Consider the following 16,074-nt stretch of genomic DNA (forward strand, 5'->3'; position numbering starts at 1 on the left):
ATTTATTAATTTGGTAAAAATACAAGGATATACACCATGAATACCAATTTTGAAAAGGAAAAACCTACCAGCACCGAGAAAGGTAAAAACATTTTAATTATTGTTTTAATTATTCTTGTCATCATAAGTGGTATCAAGCTCTACTCTGATTCTGTAGATAGAAATAAGAAAACCGAAGAGATTCTACTACTTTCTGAAGAGAACAACGAAATCAATCAAAGGTTAGATTCGATCACTTATCAACTAGATCTTAGAATTCAAGAAATCGAAAAATTAGGTGGTGATGTAAGTTCTTTGGAGGAAATTAGAGACCAATTGATCATTGAAAGAAACCTGGATAAAAAAAGATCAGCAGAAGAAATAGCATCCTTGAACACAAAAATCAATTCCTACACAGCTGTATTACAGGAAAAAGATCAAGAGATAGTTAGGCTAAGAGAAATCAATCAGCAACTTTATGCTGAAAATGAAGATTTGAAATCATCACAAGCGGAGATAGAGGAAACTGTAGTGCAGCTGAACCTCAAAAAAGAAGAACTTGAAGAAAAAGTAAATATTGCGGCAAGGCTGAAAGCTGAAAATGTCGTGATAGCAGCGGTAAATTCAAGAGGAAGAGAAAGAGAAGATGGTTTTAGAAACCGACAATTGGAGAGGTTAAAAATCACATTTAATATCGCTGATAATAAAGTTGCAGAAAAAGGCCCTAGAGATATTTTTGTTCAAATCATTGCACCAAACAATCAGCCTATTTTTGATATTGCTAGAGGTTCAGGAACATTCCTCATTGATGGAAGAGAAGAATTTTACACCGTCCAACAAGACATCATGTTTGATAATACAAAGCAGGTTCTAACTTATTTCTATGAAAAAGGAAGTAAATATGTGGCTGGAACCTATCAAGTAAGAATTTATGCTGACAATTATCAAATTGGAAATGGTAGTTTTGAGGTAAAATGATGTGTGCAGATTTTTGAAACAACATGATTATTTGAGATTTTCTGACGTAATCATTCAGATAATCAAAAATAGTGAGAAAGTAGATATCCTTTCGAATTGAAAAATGCTTTTCCAATTTTTAGGTAACACATTTTAATTTGAGGTAATAATTGTATAAAACAGATTATTACACTACTTTTGCGGTCTGTTTAAATAAAATTACATTAAACAATTAAAAAAATGTTCCAAAAAAATTATGAAACGGTATTCATACTAACTCCCGTTTTGTCTGATGTTCAGATGAAGGATACCGTAGACAAGTTTGTAAACTTGTTAAAAGAGCAGGGGGCAGAAATCGTAAATGTTGAAAATTGGGGTCTTAAGAAAATGGCTTATGCTATTCAGAAGAAAAGCACCGGTTTCTACGTATTGATCGAATTCAAAGCAGAGCCAACTTTGATCAAAAAGTTTGAGCTTGAAATCAGAAGAGACGAGAAAATTTTAAGATTCTTGACTACAGTATTTGACAAGCATTCTTTGGCTTATGCTGAGAAAAGAAGAAAAGGTGAATTTAACAAAAAAGTTGAAGCTAAGGAGGAGCAAGCCTCATGACATTAAGAAACGAACCAATCAATAGAGTAGAGAATAGAAAGAAATATTGCCGATTCAAAAAGAATGGCATCAAGTATATTGACTACAAAGATCCTAACTTCCTTTTGAAGTTTGTGAACGAGCAAGGTAAAATCCTTCCAAGAAGATTGACCGGTAACTCTGCGAAGTTCCAAAGAAAAGTGGCTAACGCTATCAAAAAAGCAAGACACTTGGCTTTATTGCCATTCGTAGCTGATGGATTGAAATAATCCAAGCCTGATCGATTATTTACAAATTAAAAATTTATCACAATGGAAGTTATCTTAAAAACAGACATAAAAGGTTTAGGTTACAAGAATGATCTTGTAGCAGTTAAGCCTGGATATGGCAGAAACTACCTTATCCCACAGGGATTTGCTGTATTGGCTACCCAATCCAATAAAAAAATACTTGCTGAAAACATCAAGCAAGCAGCTCACAAAGCTGAAAAAATCAAAACTGAAGCTGAAGGAATCTCTGCTAAACTTGGAAATCTAACTTTGGAAATCAAAGCTAAAATAGGTGAATCAGGAAAAATCTTCGGTAAAGTAACTACACTTCAGATTTCTGATGCTTTGGCTAACCAAGGAATAGAAATTGATAGAAAGAAAATCTCTATCAACGTACCTGTTCAATCTGCTGGTGAATTTGAAGCTGAAGTAGATCTTCACAGAGAAGTAAAAAGTTCAGTGAAATTCGTAGTAGTAGCTGAATAAAAACTAGCAATAACAAATAAAAAAAGCTTTCTCCTTCGAGAAAGCTTTTTTATGTTTAATTCAATGTGATTTTCTCCAAATCTTCAATGAGCTTCTTAGAAATTGCTCTTGAATTTTCTTCACGCTTAGCTTTAAAAAGCTCCAATGCTTTTTGACTTTTTTCAATCACACCAATTGGGTTGTTATCATATTCATAACTTTTTAAACACCAACTCAACTCAGCATATAGCTTTTCATCAAGTTTTAATTTTTCCAGCTTTTCTAAAGTACTGACCACTGTCTTTTCAAGATTTTTAACTGCCATTTTCATAAATTTAATAGGGTTAAGAAATATTTTTGACAACAAAATAGAATATTATTTTTTAAAATAGCAAAATTTACTTCTATATAGTAACAATAATTTAATAGAGAATATTTTAATCAATAAGATTAGCCTAATCAAATATCCACATTTGTTTTAACTCATTCGAAGAAAGTCTAAGAACGATTGAGTTTCAAAACAAGTAAGTTATCTTTATCAAAAAAATCAAAATGGAGAGAAAGCAAACCCTTCAAGAAGAATTTGCAAATAGTATCAGTCATGGAATTGGTGTTTTATTTAGTGTGGTTGCAATTGCTCTATTGGTTACTTTTTCTGTCTTGAATGGTACAGCTATTCATATTGTCAGTTGCAGCATTTTCGGAGCCTCCATCCTACTACTTTATACATTTTCTACACTTTACCATGCCGTGCAAGATACTACTGTCAAAGCTTGGCTGAGAACTTTGGATCATATCGGGATTTACATATTGATTGCAGGAACATACACACCTTTTCTTCTACTTTCCATTCAAGGGCTAATAGGCTGGATATTTTTTGGAATCATTTGGGGGCTGACAGCTTTCGGAATAATCTTCAAAATTTTCTATACCAATAGATTCAAAAGAGCTTCATTGATTTTATACTTATCGATGGGCTGGTTGGCAATTTTCATAATCCGTCCTCTTTTAGATAATTTAAGCAATCCAATTCTTTTTCTTATTGCTGCAGGAGGTTTAAGCTATACCCTTGGAACCATTTTCTATACAAGACCAAGTATGAAATTTGCGCATACCATTTGGCATTTGTTTGTATTGGGAGGAACTATCTTGCATTTTATTGCAATTATGTTTCTAATTCAAGAAGCCTGAAGTATTTGAAATTTTTACATGATTTTTTTCTCTTTGAAATCTAGGTAATTAAGAAAAAGTATATAAAATCTTTATCTATAGGCTTGCATAAAATAGAAAGTCCTCCTACATTTGTGACACCTTAAAGAAGAGCAATCAACTGAAAGCGAAATTGGCCGATGGTGTAACTGGCAACACGTCTGGTTTTGGTCCAGAAGAGTCCAGGTTCGAGCCCTGGTCGGCCAACTTTAAAAATCCCAAACTGATTATTTCGGTTTGGGATTTTTGTTTTTATTATCAGTTAAACTTTTGGCAATTTCCATCCATTGTGATAGGTGGCATATAATAAGTCATTGGCTTCAGCTTTATTAAAAACTCCTTTATCCTGATCCCAGTAAATTTTTTCACCTGTCTTATAGGCGATATTACCCATGTGTGCATTGATTGCCGCAACACTGCCTGTTTCCACACCACAATTCAATAACGAAGCATCATTTTTTGAAATTGATTCCACAAAATTCATCGTATGCAAATCCAAAGCATTTCCTTTCGGTTTTACTCTTGACATGGCTTCTAATTTCGGCTTATCCCCCTCCTTTCCAGAAATTATTTCCCAACCGCCTCTATTTACAACAAGCGTCGCATTATTACCTATGAATGCAATGCCTTCAGTGTAGCCATAATTTCCACTATCTATTCCTGTAGCATGTTCCCACAGCATATTGAATCCTTCATATTCATAAACAGTCTGTAAGGTATCTGGTGTTTCTGAGGCATCATCGGGGTAAGCGAGTTTCCCTCCAGAAGCCATGATTGATTTTGGCGCCGACACTCCCATTGCAAAAAGTGCTATATCTATTTCATGTACTCCCCAATCCGTCATCAATCCACCTGCATAATCCCAGAACCATCTGAAATTAAAATGGAAACGATTTTCATTAAAAGAACGCTTCGGTGCTGGACCTAGCCACATGTCATAATCCACTCCTTGAGGTACAGAAGAGTCAGGCTTCACTGGCACAGGCTTCATCCAACCTTGATATGCCCAACATTTCACCAAACGAATATTACCTAATTGACCAGATTTCACAAATTCAATTGCCTCACTATACTGCGAACCACTTCTTTGCCATTGTCCTACTTGGACTAATTTACCATAGCGAGCTGTTGCGTCTACCATCACTTTACATTCTTCTATTGAGTTAGCCAATGGCTTTTCTACATAGACATGCTTTCCAGCAGAGAGACTATCTACCATGTTCAAACAATGCCAGTGATCTGGAGTGCCAATAATGACTACATCAATGTCCTTATTTTCCAACATTTTTCTATAATCAGTGTATAAAGTAGGTTTTCTATTTCTTTGCTTGAGAACATCTGCCGCACGCTGATTCAAAATGTTTTGATCTATGTCTGCAAGTGCGATACAGTTGACTTGAGGCATTTTTAACATTGAATTCATATTTGACCAGCCCATACCTTTACAACCGATCACTCCAACATTTATCTGATCATTTGCTCCTATTTTTTGTGTGGTTCTAAAAAACTGTTCGGCCGTTACCACATTGGACATTGTAATTCCTGCTGTTGCTAAGAGGCTGTTTTGCAAAAATTTTCTTCTTGAATTCATAGGTTACTTTGGTTTAAATGAGATTTGTTAGATTTCCAAATGAAATGCATTAGAATAGCAAGTATTTCATTCATTAAGTGTTAAATATACATTTTAAAAAATAAATGAAAAATCTATTTCCTATCCCTGTCTAAAATTAATGGATAATCAAATACCCTTTTTAAAACTTAACGGAAAAACACAGGATTAAACTTTTTTTAAAACTATTTTATTAAGAAATTTCAAAAAAAATCTATGCTATGAAAAACTTGTATGCCTTATTGATAATATTAACAATGATTTATGGTTGATTAGATATCACCAAGGGAGTTACAAATGCTGAATTTGAAGCTAGAGATTCAGAAGAAGAGCCATTTCGATATGCAGATGCAACAGATAAAATCAAGCTTCTTGTAATCAAAAATGGTGAGCAAGTTTCATCAGAATTAAGCGTTCCCGAAGGAGTCATGCTGTTTTCACTAGGGAACAACAAAATCCTGATTCAAGAAAATGCAAGTACAGAAATAGAAGAAGAATTTACTAAGTACTCCATTTATGAATTCAAGGAAGTGAATTGAGCGTACAGTGAAATATAGGAAGTGGGTAATCAAGTTATCAGATTGCCCACTTCTCTTGTTTGTAAGCTGAATCCCAAAACATCCATTCTAACTTCGTCGCCATCTCGAAAGCATCATGCATTTGAGACTTCAATGAATCACTTGCTTTCGCTGCCAAATCATCTGCAATGTTGATTGCTTGATTTACAGAATTGGCAAAATCTTCCCCGGCATAAGTATCGATCCAATTTTTGTATGGATTTAGATTTTCAGCTTCCTGTTGAGAATAAATATAATCCCCTACTTTTTTGTAAATCCAAAAACAGGGTAAAACTGCGGCTACGGCAACTTCTATATTGGAATATGCGGCTTGAGAAAGTAAATAATTAGTGTATAGCAGACAGGTCGGAGATGGCTGAACTTCTTCAGGAATCCCCAAAGTTTTGAAATATCCTTCATGCAGGGCTCGCTCAACAACGATAGCTCCTGAAGCAAATTGAGAAAAGGCCAGAACTTGATCTAAATCCTTTAACCTTCCAGAAATCGTGCTCAATGCTTTGCCAAATTCACCCAAGTAATAAGCATCTTGAGCCATATAAAATTTAAATTTTTCCTGGTCTAAAGTTCCATTACTCAGCTCTTGATTGAAAGGTAATTCTAAGATTTGATTATAAATGAGATTAACTCTTTCCCATGTTTGTTCACTCCATTTCATGGATAATTTGTTTTTGAGGGTGATAAAAGTGATTCAATGGCCCAGATCCCTTTCCAGTTTTGATTGATTTTCCATGCAAAATTGCTTCATAGATGTAGTTTCTTGCAATATTTACAGCCTCTTCTAATTCTTTTCCTTTAGCTAATTCTGCTGCAATGGCAGAAGAAAGTGAGCAACCTGTTCCATGTAAATTTGAGGATTGGATTTTTTCACTTTCAAAAACCCTTTCCTTTCCATCAGCGAAAACGAGCAAATCCTGAATGACAGGAGTTTGCAAATGCCCCCCCTTGATAAGGACAGCATTTGGAACAAAATGTTGAAGATAAGATGCGGCTTTTCGCATATCCGTTAGATTGTAAACTTTAAATCCACAAAGAATTTCAGTTTCATCTAAATTTGGAGTTAAAAGTGTTGTAATTGGAAACAACTTTTCTTTGATCACATCAATTGTTTCTTCTTGAATTAGTCGGTCACCTGAGGTAGCTACCATTACAGGATCATAAACTATAGGAATATCTGAACCTTCTAATTTATCAACCAAACAATCCACCACATCTGGTCTATCGATCATCCCAATTTTGATTGCTTTGGGTGTAATATCCTGCAAAACCGAATCTAACTGATCTGCTATATGATTTACAGGAATGCTGTGAATAGCTTTTACTCCCTGTGTATTCTGCGCAGTAGTGGCTGTAATTACCGTCATTCCATAGCAGCCTAAAGCTGAGAAAGTTTTCAAGTCTGCTTGTATTCCTGCTCCTCCACTACTGTCAGAACCTGCTATGCTCAATACAGAAATGTAAGTTTTCATCTCTTATTTAAATTTAAGTCCTTTTTCAATTTCTATTCTAAATGCCTCAGCAGCCTTCGCTGGATAATCTGCACTACAAATACCTGATACTACTGCTAAACAATCCGCCCCTGCCTCAATCACATCCGCTGCATTCTGAATTTTGATATTCCCGATGGCTACAAGTTTCTTCCTACTTATTTTTTGAAGTTCTCGAAGTCCATTCAATCCCCATTCTCTTCGCGTATCTATTTTTGTTGGTGTTGAGTAAATTGGACTGACCCCATAATACCATGCCATTTCAGATTCTGAAGATTGAATATCCTCCAATTGTTCTATCGACAAACCAATTGGATAATCTTTTCCCAAAACTTGCTTAGCATCTGTAATAGCCAAATCCGATTGACCAACATGAAGTCCATAGGCTCCAACATGTTTTGCCACTTGAGCATTGTCATTGATGATTAAGGGAACTTGATATTGATCACAAATTATTTTGAGTCGCTCTGCTTTTCGAATAAAATCAGGTTCACTTAATTCTTTTTCTCTAAGCTGTACAATTTCCGCACCGCCTTTTAAAGCTTCTTCCACTACCCAAAAGAAATCTCTTCCGAGGCAGGCAAGCTGATCCGTCACTAAATACAACCGGTAAGGAAAATCATACTTCATATCACAGAGGCTTGTACCCTTTTCTCTAGTTCTTCTTCTGTCAAATTATAAAGTGCATCGTAAAAATATAATTGAAGCGTACCTGGACCAATTGCCATATCAGCGGCTAAATCTCCCGCAACTCCCATAACTGCCATTGCGGTGAGGGTTTCTAAAAATGGATCTTTTCCAAGACCAACAAATGCTCCAACTATTGCCGAGGCTGTACATCCCATTCCGGTAACTTTCGCCATCAGAGGGCTGCCATTGGTGATTGTGGCTATTTTGTCATTATGGATAATATAATCTTTTGCTCCAGAGATGCAGACAACGGCCTCAGTTTCTTTAGAAAGTTGAATTCCAGCTTGCAAGGCTTCATCAGAAGAATTACTGCTATCCACTCCTTTGCTTTGAACATTCACACTAGCCAAAGACATAATTTCAGATGCATTGCCTCTAATGACAGTCGGCTTTTTTAAGAGAAGTTGTGAAAGGATTTCATTTCTGTAAGGTGTAGCCCCAGCACCGACCGGATCCAAGACCCAAGGCTTGCTTTGTAAATTAGCTTGTTCTGCTGCCAAAAGCATACTTTCAGCCCAATATTCATCAAGTGTACCTATATTGATTACAAGAGAACTGATAATGCGAACCATATCAGCTTGCTCAGGATGTGCATGCGACATAATTGGTGAAGCGCCAACAGCGAGCAAAGCATTTGCTGTATTGTTCATGACCACATAGTTTGTGATGTTTTGAACCAAAGTTGGATTAGACTTAAATTGTCGAAACGTATTACTTATTAACTCTTTCATAAGAAAATATTTATTAGATGAAAAACTTTAGGAGTCCATAATAGACAAAGAAAAATGCTTTCACGAGGCAAATGAAAAGCGGCACTTTTTCTTTCGCCGGCATTATCCGGTTCAAGTTCAAAGGGTATAATCTCAGCCAATGGCACCCCTAAAGTTTGTGTTTGCTAAAGTAAGTCATTATGAATTTTCAAAAAAGGATTATTGAAATATTTAATGATCAGCGATGAAATCAGTATGTAGTTTATTACAAATAATCTTTGCGACTAAGGATTGTTGAACTAGAGTGAGCTAGTTTAGAAAAGCAAAATTTATAATGGCTCAAAATAAGAAAGTAGGCATCGAATTCTAAGAGATTGAATTGGCAGTAAATAGATGATTATCAGATTTTTTTCCGAAACAAACACCTGATTATTGATAATCAACGAATCATTTTAATTTTAACAAATATGATTATCCGCTACTTTGCCAGTAGGGTTGGATAGAAGCAATAATAAGTCGGTCAAAGAGTCTTTCTCCAAAGTATCTTCGGTTTAGTTTGTAGCAAAACTCGTCGATGTAGTTCTGAAGCCTTCTTTCTGATATCATTTTGTACTTTCTAAGATCACTTTTGAGGTTACTGATTGCTGTATGAGCCCATTTAAGGTTGAATCTACCCTCTTTTGTTGAGGATAATTCAGTGACATGAACATCCACGAAGTCTTCAAACTTAGCGTAAGTGGTACTGTCATCGGTTTGAAGAACAGCATCTTTATTGATGAAGTCTTTAATAAGTTTCTCAGCCGTTTTAGCCTTTAAGTCCTCAATCTTCTTCATCTTGAAGTAGCGGCAGCTTTTGGTTAACTTCTTTGTCTTAGGATCCTCAAGAATGGTTGATTCAGCCATCACAGCCACTGTGGACTTCTGCTGAGTTCCTCGGCCCCGATTGAGATTCTTCTTTTTCTGGGCTGAGGTTGACTTGGTGATGTAAGCTTCATCATATTCTACCATGTCTTCCAGTTTATATTCATCATCCCGCTTACCCATTATGACACGAATCTTATGGCATAAATCAAAGACGGTTTGGTAGCGAGTAAACCCCATTTGTCGCTGGAGTTCAAGAGCGGTAAACCCCTGCTTAGTGGCACTAAAGAAGGTCATGGCCATCAACCACTTACGAAGTGACAGATTGCTATTTTCCATCACAGTTCCACTTTTCAAACTGGTACGGAATCCACAACTTTTGCATTGAAACATACTTTTACTGTGGAGCCAATAGTGCTCTTTTCCTCGCACTTTTTGCAAACCACGCCTTCCTGCTCTCGTTTAGCTTTGAAAAAGCTAATACAGGATTCTTCATCTGGAAAGCGCTCTTCAAACTTCAAAATATTCATGGTCAGAACCTTTGTTTTGACCAAGTAACCTCTCTTTAGCTTGATTACCAATCGATTGTCACCAACTGTCAGTATATAATTTGGCTACTGGCAGAATTACGTATATTCATATTAACAAATCCAAAAAAACACATAATATAATTTTACAGATATTATTTTCTAATCATTTGATAACAAGAAAATTTGGTTTAAACGTTTAAGAACTCTTAATTTTAGAAGCAATTTGTTGATAATAAAGTGCAGATATATAAACATAAAAACTAGACTAAATGAAACACTATTTACGCAAGACATTAATGTTTGCTATGTTGATGTGCTGGAGCATGATATCGCTTCAAGCACAGACAGAAGTTATAGCAGGCTGGACTTTTGAATCATCAATAGTTGAGGATCGAATAATCGCTGATCTAGGTAACTCTTTGAATACTGGAGATAATGCTCAAATTATCAGTCCTGTAAATATTAATTTTACGACCTATGTTCAAGGGACAGGAGGCTCTGGTACATTTTCAAAAAATACAAACGCATGGCAAGATGCTGCAACTTCTGAAAAGTATTGGCAAATAAAAGTTAATACTCTTGGTTTTGACAACCTCAATCTATCTAGCAGACAACAAGGGTCAAGTACAGGGCCAAGGGATTTTAAAATTGATTATAGCTTGGATGGATTGACTTGGGTAGCAATTCCAGGAAGTGAAATTACTGTAGGAACTACCTTCGGTTCCGCTACGGTTGATGGTTTAGCAATACCAGCTGAAGCATCTAATAAGAATGAGGTTTTTTTTAGATGGATCGCCACTTCGAACAATAGTATAGGTGGAGGAACAGTAGCTTCTACGGGAACTAATAGAATAGATGATATTCTATTACAAGGAATAGCCATAGAAGAAGAGCCTGATCAAGAGTTGACAACATTGGCTCTTTGGGATTTCACAGGACAACCTGGTAATCAAGCATTCAATTCAGGAATTGGTTCTACAAATGTAAATGCAATAAATTTTACAAGAGGATCCGGAATTGCACCTACAAACGCAGCTAATTCAATTAGTTCATCCGGTTGGTCTATATCTGATGAAAATGATTATTTTTCGTTTGGACTTGAAGTTGAAGAAGGATTTCAAGTAACTCTAAATCAATTAATCTTAGCTACTAGAGCTTCTAATACTGGACCTGGAAAATTAGCTTTACGTTCTAGTTTAGATAATTTTTCGTCCAACATCACTGTATGGGACAATGTAGGTACAACATTCTCAAATCAAAATTTTGAGCTTACTTCACTTGATAATCTCACAGGGACAATAGAATTTAGAATTTATGCAAATGAAGATGTCAGAGCAGATGGAGGTTCTCCAATTGCATCTGGTGGAACTTTAAGAGTTGCGAATTTTTCTGAAGGAGGTGGAGTATTTTCACCTGTTAGATTCTTAGGAAGTGTTTCTGAAATTCCAGCTCCCGAACCTATAGAATTTGTGAACTGGGACTTTACTGGTACTACTGGAAGCCAAGAATTTACAGTAGGAACAGCACTTGTATCAGGTGTGGAAGCAAGAGATTTTGGCAGAGGTTCGGGGATTAATTCTTCTAGCGCTTCAAACTCCATAAGTTCATCAGGTTGGAATGCTGGCGATGATAGGTATTTTACATTCGGATTCAATGTGGCAGCTGATAAACTGATAGACTTAAATTCAGTGAAATTTGGTGCTAGATCTTCGGGCACTGGACCTGCAGAAATGGCTCTAGTTTACAGTGGAGATGACTTTTCTTCAAATCTAGCTACCTGGACTCAGCCAGCAAATGCATTCATCAATTTAGACTTTGATCTTTCAAATCTTCAAAATTTATCAGGTGCTGTTGAATTTAGAATTATTACAACAAGTGATGTATCAGCAAGCGGAGGAACAATTGGATCTGGTGGCACTTATAGAATCACCAACTTCTTCCCTGGCCCTTTACCTGTTTCCTTCACTGGAGTTGTTAAAAATGCTAGTGGTGTAATCATCCCAGGTTTGACAACTGATCCTACTTCTTTAGAGTTTGGTTCTGTAAGCAAAAATGATGATACTCCAGTACTTTCTTACACACTTTCGGCTGTGAATCTAGAAAGTGGTGTAACGGTTTCTGCAACTGCTCCTTATTCAGTTTCTAAAGACGGAAACAGCTTCTCTCCTTCTATTGAATTTACAGTAGATGAAATGGCAACTGAACAAACCGTATTTGTGCAACTGGATAATAGTGCAGAGGGCAACTTCAATGGGACTATTTCAAACACAACAGATGGTGCTACACCTGTATCTGTGGCTGTTTCAGCTTCTGTATTTGATCCATTCAATATTTCAGAGGACTTCAATAGTATTTGTCAGACAGATAATGGTCCAATAGGAAGCTCTTGGTCAACAGTAAGTGTATCAGGCGACCAAGTTTGGGCTTGTACAAGGTTTGGAAGAGCTGGAACTAATCCTACAGCCTCAACACCTTTTGGTGTTCAAATTAATGGTTTTGCTGGAGGTGCAGTATTGAATGAAGATTGGCTGATCTCAGCACCTTATGATTTGACAGGGTTCAATATTCCTTTGATGACTTTCTGGAGCAGAGTAGCTTTTGGAGGACCTAGATTACAACTCTTGATTTCTACTGACTATGTAGATGGTAATCCTAATGACGCTACATGGACAGAATTGAGTGATAGGTTTGCCACCTCAGATGTATGGACATTCTCTGGACAAGTTGATCTGAGTGCTTATTTGAATGAAACTGTGAGAATTGCCTTTGTTTATAATTCTTCTCCTAAAACAGGTGCAGCAAGGTGGACTTTGGATGATTTTGCTTTGTTTAGTTCTGATGTACCTGCCGAGCCATTCTTCTCTAACAATATTGGAAATGTAGATTATTTCCACTTTGGTGTAGTCCCTGTTGGGGAGACTTCCACAGAGACAAGAACATTCAATTTCGGATTATCCAATGCTGTAGCTGATTTGACAATTACAGGAGGAGAAGGTTTCGAATTCTCCAAAGATGGTGAAACATTTAGTCCTACTTTAATTTATTCAATGTCAGAATTGACAGGACAGAAAACTGTAACGATAAGGTTTGCTCCTACATCGGAAGGTGCTTTTGCAGGTCCAATTACTTTTGAAAGTGGAGCGATCAATATTTCAAGAGGATACTTAACTGGTGCTACAATCAATAAAGAGGAGACTTTTGATGTAGTCAATTGGAACATTGAATGGTTTGGTTCTACCAATTCAGGTCAGGGACCAGCAAATGTTGATTTGCAGCTTGAAAATGTAAAAAGAGTGATAGAAGATTTGGACGCTGATGTGTATGCCTTCCAAGAAATCACTTCCTTAGCTAAATTCACGGAATTGGCAGATGCACTTCCAGGCTATGGAATGGCAGTTTCTCCTGCAACTTCTGCTGGTGGAGAATTTGCAGAAGAAGCTCAAAAACTCACGTATCTATTTAAGTTGGCCACAGTGGATACAATTCAGACAAAGGTTCTATTAACAGGTGTAAATCCTTCTGATTTAGTAGGCTATCCATCCACACCAGATAGATTCTGGGCTTCTGGAAGACTGCCTTATCTGATGGATATCAAGACTAATATCAACGGAGTTCAGGAAAATGTTACTTTGGTCAATGTTCACACAAGATCAAATGGTGGTGGTGAAAGCAGTGCGAACCCTAGATATTCGATGAGAAAGTATGATGTCAATGTATTGAAAGATTCTTTGGATGCTTATTACAATGATGTCAATTTGATCCTTTTGGGTGACTTCAATGATGACCTTGATGAAACTGTGGCGGATCAAACTGCAGCTACGGTTAACACCACAGAAACTTCATTCATCAACTATATCAACGACACGGAAAATTACAACCCAATCACAATCAGCTTGAGTAATGCAGGTTTGAGAACCTTCCCTACTTTTGAAAATGTGATTGATCATCAAATTATTTCTACAGAATTGATTGAGAACTGGGTGGTCAATTCTGAAAGAATTGTAGCTCCTTACGGATTGATTCCCAACTATGACAACAGTACTTCGGATCACCTTCCGGTAGAGAGTAGGTTTATTTTCAGATGTGACCTTGAGTCAGCTCAAGTTGTTGCCTCAGAAACTCAAGTTTGCGCTGGATCCAACAGTGTTGATTTTGAATTGCTTGGAGGAAGATTCGATAGCATCATTGGTTGGGAGATTTCTATAGATGAAGGTACTTCTTGGTCATTGATCGAGGGATCTGCAGAATTGAGTAAAATTACAGTGGAAAATCTTGAGTCTTCAGCCTTTGTTAGGGCGATCATTGACTCAAATATCTGTGATCCAATTCCTACAGAAGCTGCTGCGGTATCGATAAAAACCTTACCCACTCCATTTATAGCCTTCGAAAGTGGGAAATTATTCACTTTAGAAGGGGATTACTCTTATCAATGGTTTAAAAATGGCGTCTTAATTGCTATTTCTTCAATCAATGAAACGAGAATTCAGGGAGCAGGAATTTATACTGTGTTGATTACTGATGCGGATGGCTGTACTTCCTTGTCTGAAGAGTATGCTTTTCCTACAGTCAATGCTTCAAATAAAGTTAAGGTTTATCCTAACCCTAGCTCTCGAGTTGTGAATGTAGAATTGAAGCGTACTGAAGGACTTCAAAACGTAGAACTCAGAGCTGCCAATGGTGTTTTGATTGAATCCAACTTATCAACTGGTGAATTGGTACAATTTGATGTATCTTCTTTAGCAAAAGGGGTTTATCTTATCATGATTACTGATAGAAATGGAAATACAACGGTAGAAAGATTAATCGTTAGATAAAATTTCAATCCTTTTAAAGTATAAAGCCAACCCAACTTGGGTTGGCTTTATTATTTTTATTACGAGCAGAAAGTATTTTTTAAGTTGATATATTACCGTAGAACCTATTTTCGGCCTGAGCTTTCATCATTTTTTTGTTTCTTTGTGGAGCACAAAAATGAAAAGCATGTCACCCTTTGAAGATATTAGACCTTTTTACGATACAGAAGTCAATGAAGCATTGAGAGAAATCATTCATCACCCTATGTTAAAGGCCATGATGAATTTCACTTTTCCCGATGTATCAGACGATTATTGGAGAGATTTGATGCTTCACTGTCATTCTATCAGAGATTTTCAAATCAATTTTATTTATCCATCCGTTCAGAAGGTTTTGGAAAAAAGCTCTGAGGGCTTAAGCACTTCAGGTTTTGAAAAGTTAGAGAAAAACGTTTCTTACCTTTTCATTTCAAATCACAGAGATATCATTTTAGACACTTCCTTGCTCAATGCTTGTTTGTATGAGCATGGTCTCTCTATGACAACCACTGCTATTGGTGATAATTTGGTTAAAAAACCATTTTTAAAATCCCTTTCAAAACTCACTAGAAGTTTTACTATCAAAAGAGGTTTGCCAGCGAGAGAACTTTTGGAAAGCTCTAAAATCACTTCTGCCTATATCAAAAATTCACTGCTTAGAGAAAATAGATCTGTATGGATTGCGCAGCGGGAAGGACGAACCAAGGATGGAAATGATGAAACCCACAAAGGAGTTCTTAAGATGATCTCCATGGCAGCGGGTGAAGAAAACTTTATTGATTATTTCAAGAGAATCAATATCGTACCAATTTCCATTTCCTATGAATATGATCCAACGGATGTATTGAAGATGCCTGAATTACTTGCTAAGGCAAAGTCAGAAACCTATGTCAAAGGTGAGAATGAAGACTTTATGACTTTGCTGAATGGAATTATGGGACAGAAGAAGAGAATTCATATTCATGTGGGCAATTTGCTCAATAAAGAAATTCAGCAGATCGCAGTTCAGGAACAGAATGCCAACAAACAATTCCAAGCGATTGCTGATTTGTTGGATAGAAATATTCTTGCGGGCTACAAATTATGGCCTACAAATTATATTGCACATGACCTGCTTTATGGAGATGAAGAATATAAGGATCAATACACCATAGAAGAAAAAAAGGTTTTTGAAAATCGCTTTCAAAAAGTAGTGGATTTAAATGATCCAATGGCAGTAAAAAGTTATCTCGCCATGTATGCTAATCCTGTCAATAATCAAAAAAGAGTATTAGAGGAAGTCAAAAATTGACCTCCTCTAATTTTTTATC

General features: G+C 36.4%; 13 protein-coding genes, 1 tRNA gene, 1 pseudogene and 1 riboswitch. Of the genes and pseudogenes, 8 read left to right on the forward strand and 7 right to left on the reverse strand.

Annotation, left to right across the window (positions count from 1 at the left end):
* The first annotated feature begins 36 nt into the window (after positions 1–36).
* From BELBA_RS15400 to rplI, 4 genes are all read left to right on the forward strand, one after another.
* On the forward strand, positions 37–957 hold the full coding sequence (locus tag BELBA_RS15400; protein ID WP_014773608.1) for a hypothetical protein: 921 nt from the start codon (positions 37–39) through the stop codon (positions 955–957).
* Between the two features lie 219 nt (positions 958–1,176).
* Positions 1,177–1,548, forward strand: coding sequence for a 30S ribosomal protein S6 (gene rpsF, locus BELBA_RS15405; RefSeq protein WP_014773609.1), 372 nt, complete (start codon positions 1,177–1,179; stop codon positions 1,546–1,548).
* Positions 1,545–1,796, forward strand: coding sequence for a 30S ribosomal protein S18 (gene rpsR / locus BELBA_RS15410; RefSeq protein ID WP_014773610.1), 252 nt, complete (start codon positions 1,545–1,547; stop codon positions 1,794–1,796). The genes rpsF and rpsR overlap by 4 nt, the downstream gene beginning before the upstream one ends.
* 42 nt (positions 1,797–1,838) lie before the next feature.
* Positions 1,839–2,282 carry a 50S ribosomal protein L9 gene (gene rplI / locus BELBA_RS15415; protein WP_014773611.1) on the forward strand — a complete coding sequence of 148 codons (444 nt, stop codon included), beginning with the start codon at positions 1,839–1,841 and terminating at the stop codon, positions 2,280–2,282.
* Positions 2,283–2,337: 55 nt separating this feature from the next.
* Here rplI and BELBA_RS15420 read toward each other — a convergent pair whose 3' ends face one another.
* Positions 2,338–2,586 (reverse strand): hypothetical protein, encoded by a 249-nt coding sequence (locus BELBA_RS15420; protein ID WP_041779714.1) that lies wholly within the window; start codon positions 2,584–2,586, stop codon positions 2,338–2,340.
* 227 nt (positions 2,587–2,813) lie between these two features.
* On the opposite strand from BELBA_RS15420, the gene trhA reads away from it, so the two are divergent.
* On the forward strand, positions 2,814–3,452 hold the full coding sequence (trhA, locus tag BELBA_RS15425) for a PAQR family membrane homeostasis protein TrhA (RefSeq protein WP_014773613.1): 639 nt from the start codon (positions 2,814–2,816) through the stop codon (positions 3,450–3,452).
* A gap of 152 nt (positions 3,453–3,604) precedes the next feature.
* Positions 3,605–3,677, forward strand: a tRNA-Gln gene (locus tag BELBA_RS15430).
* A 55-nt stretch (positions 3,678–3,732) separates the two neighbouring features.
* Here the strand turns inward: BELBA_RS15430 and BELBA_RS15435 are convergent.
* The 6 genes and pseudogenes from BELBA_RS15435 to BELBA_RS15460 form a co-directional block, all read right to left on the reverse strand.
* Entirely contained in the window at positions 3,733–5,061 is a 1,329-nt protein-coding gene (locus BELBA_RS15435; protein ID WP_014773614.1) for a Gfo/Idh/MocA family protein, read from the reverse strand.
* A gap of 594 nt (positions 5,062–5,655) precedes the next feature.
* Positions 5,656–6,312, reverse strand: coding sequence for a thiaminase II (tenA, locus tag BELBA_RS15440; RefSeq protein WP_014773615.1), 657 nt, complete (start codon positions 6,310–6,312; stop codon positions 5,656–5,658).
* On the reverse strand, positions 6,299–7,123 hold the full coding sequence (thiD, locus tag BELBA_RS15445; RefSeq protein WP_014773616.1) for a bifunctional hydroxymethylpyrimidine kinase/phosphomethylpyrimidine kinase: 825 nt from the start codon (positions 7,121–7,123) through the stop codon (positions 6,299–6,301). The genes tenA and thiD overlap by 14 nt, the downstream gene beginning before the upstream one ends.
* 3 nt (positions 7,124–7,126) lie before the next feature.
* Positions 7,127–7,771, reverse strand: coding sequence for a thiamine phosphate synthase (gene thiE / locus BELBA_RS15450; RefSeq protein WP_014773617.1), 645 nt, complete (start codon positions 7,769–7,771; stop codon positions 7,127–7,129).
* Entirely contained in the window at positions 7,768–8,562 is a 795-nt protein-coding gene (thiM, locus tag BELBA_RS15455) for a hydroxyethylthiazole kinase (protein WP_014773618.1), read from the reverse strand. The genes thiE and thiM overlap by 4 nt, the downstream gene beginning before the upstream one ends.
* A 71-nt stretch (positions 8,563–8,633) precedes the next feature.
* Positions 8,634–8,722, reverse strand: a riboswitch (TPP riboswitch).
* A gap of 290 nt (positions 8,723–9,012) precedes the next feature.
* Positions 9,013–9,932, reverse strand: a pseudogene (locus tag BELBA_RS15460) (IS1595 family transposase).
* Between the two features lie 269 nt (positions 9,933–10,201).
* On the opposite strand from BELBA_RS15460, the gene BELBA_RS15465 reads away from it, so the two are divergent.
* Together BELBA_RS15465 and BELBA_RS15470 are read left to right on the forward strand one after the other, a co-directional pair.
* Entirely contained in the window at positions 10,202–14,746 is a 4,545-nt protein-coding gene (locus BELBA_RS15465; protein ID WP_014773619.1) for a T9SS-dependent choice-of-anchor J family protein, read from the forward strand.
* A gap of 166 nt (positions 14,747–14,912) precedes the next feature.
* Positions 14,913–16,055, forward strand: coding sequence for a 1-acyl-sn-glycerol-3-phosphate acyltransferase (locus BELBA_RS15470; protein ID WP_014773620.1), 1,143 nt, complete (start codon positions 14,913–14,915; stop codon positions 16,053–16,055).
* Positions 16,056–16,074 lie beyond the last annotated feature (19 nt).

Origin of the sequence: Belliella baltica DSM 15883 (assembly GCF_000265405.1) — a bacterium.
GTDB lineage: Bacteria > Bacteroidota > Bacteroidia > Cytophagales > Cyclobacteriaceae > Belliella > Belliella baltica.

What these genes read in the sequence shown, in the direction of transcription:
- BELBA_RS15400 (WP_014773608.1), top strand. Translation starts at nt 37, where the DNA reads ATGAATACCAATTTTGAAAAGGAAAAACCTACCAGCACCGAGAAAGGT.
- rpsF (WP_014773609.1), top strand. Translation starts at nt 1,177, where the DNA reads ATGTTCCAAAAAAATTATGAAACGGTATTCATACTAACTCCCGTTTTG.
- rpsR (WP_014773610.1), top strand. Translation starts at nt 1,545, where the DNA reads ATGACATTAAGAAACGAACCAATCAATAGAGTAGAGAATAGAAAGAAA.
- rplI (WP_014773611.1), top strand. Translation starts at nt 1,839, where the DNA reads ATGGAAGTTATCTTAAAAACAGACATAAAAGGTTTAGGTTACAAGAAT.
- BELBA_RS15420 (WP_041779714.1), bottom strand. Translation starts at nt 2,586, where the DNA reads ATGGCAGTTAAAAATCTTGAAAAGACAGTGGTCAGTACTTTAGAAAAG.
- trhA (WP_014773613.1), top strand. Translation starts at nt 2,814, where the DNA reads ATGGAGAGAAAGCAAACCCTTCAAGAAGAATTTGCAAATAGTATCAGT.
- BELBA_RS15435 (WP_014773614.1), bottom strand. Translation starts at nt 5,061, where the DNA reads ATGAATTCAAGAAGAAAATTTTTGCAAAACAGCCTCTTAGCAACAGCA.
- tenA (WP_014773615.1), bottom strand. Translation starts at nt 6,312, where the DNA reads ATGAAATGGAGTGAACAAACATGGGAAAGAGTTAATCTCATTTATAAT.
- thiD (WP_014773616.1), bottom strand. Translation starts at nt 7,123, where the DNA reads ATGAAAACTTACATTTCTGTATTGAGCATAGCAGGTTCTGACAGTAGT.
- thiE (WP_014773617.1), bottom strand. Translation starts at nt 7,771, where the DNA reads ATGAAGTATGATTTTCCTTACCGGTTGTATTTAGTGACGGATCAGCTT.
- thiM (WP_014773618.1), bottom strand. Translation starts at nt 8,562, where the DNA reads ATGAAAGAGTTAATAAGTAATACGTTTCGACAATTTAAGTCTAATCCA.
- BELBA_RS15465 (WP_014773619.1), top strand. Translation starts at nt 10,202, where the DNA reads ATGAAACACTATTTACGCAAGACATTAATGTTTGCTATGTTGATGTGC.
- BELBA_RS15470 (WP_014773620.1), top strand. Translation starts at nt 14,913, where the DNA reads ATGTCACCCTTTGAAGATATTAGACCTTTTTACGATACAGAAGTCAAT.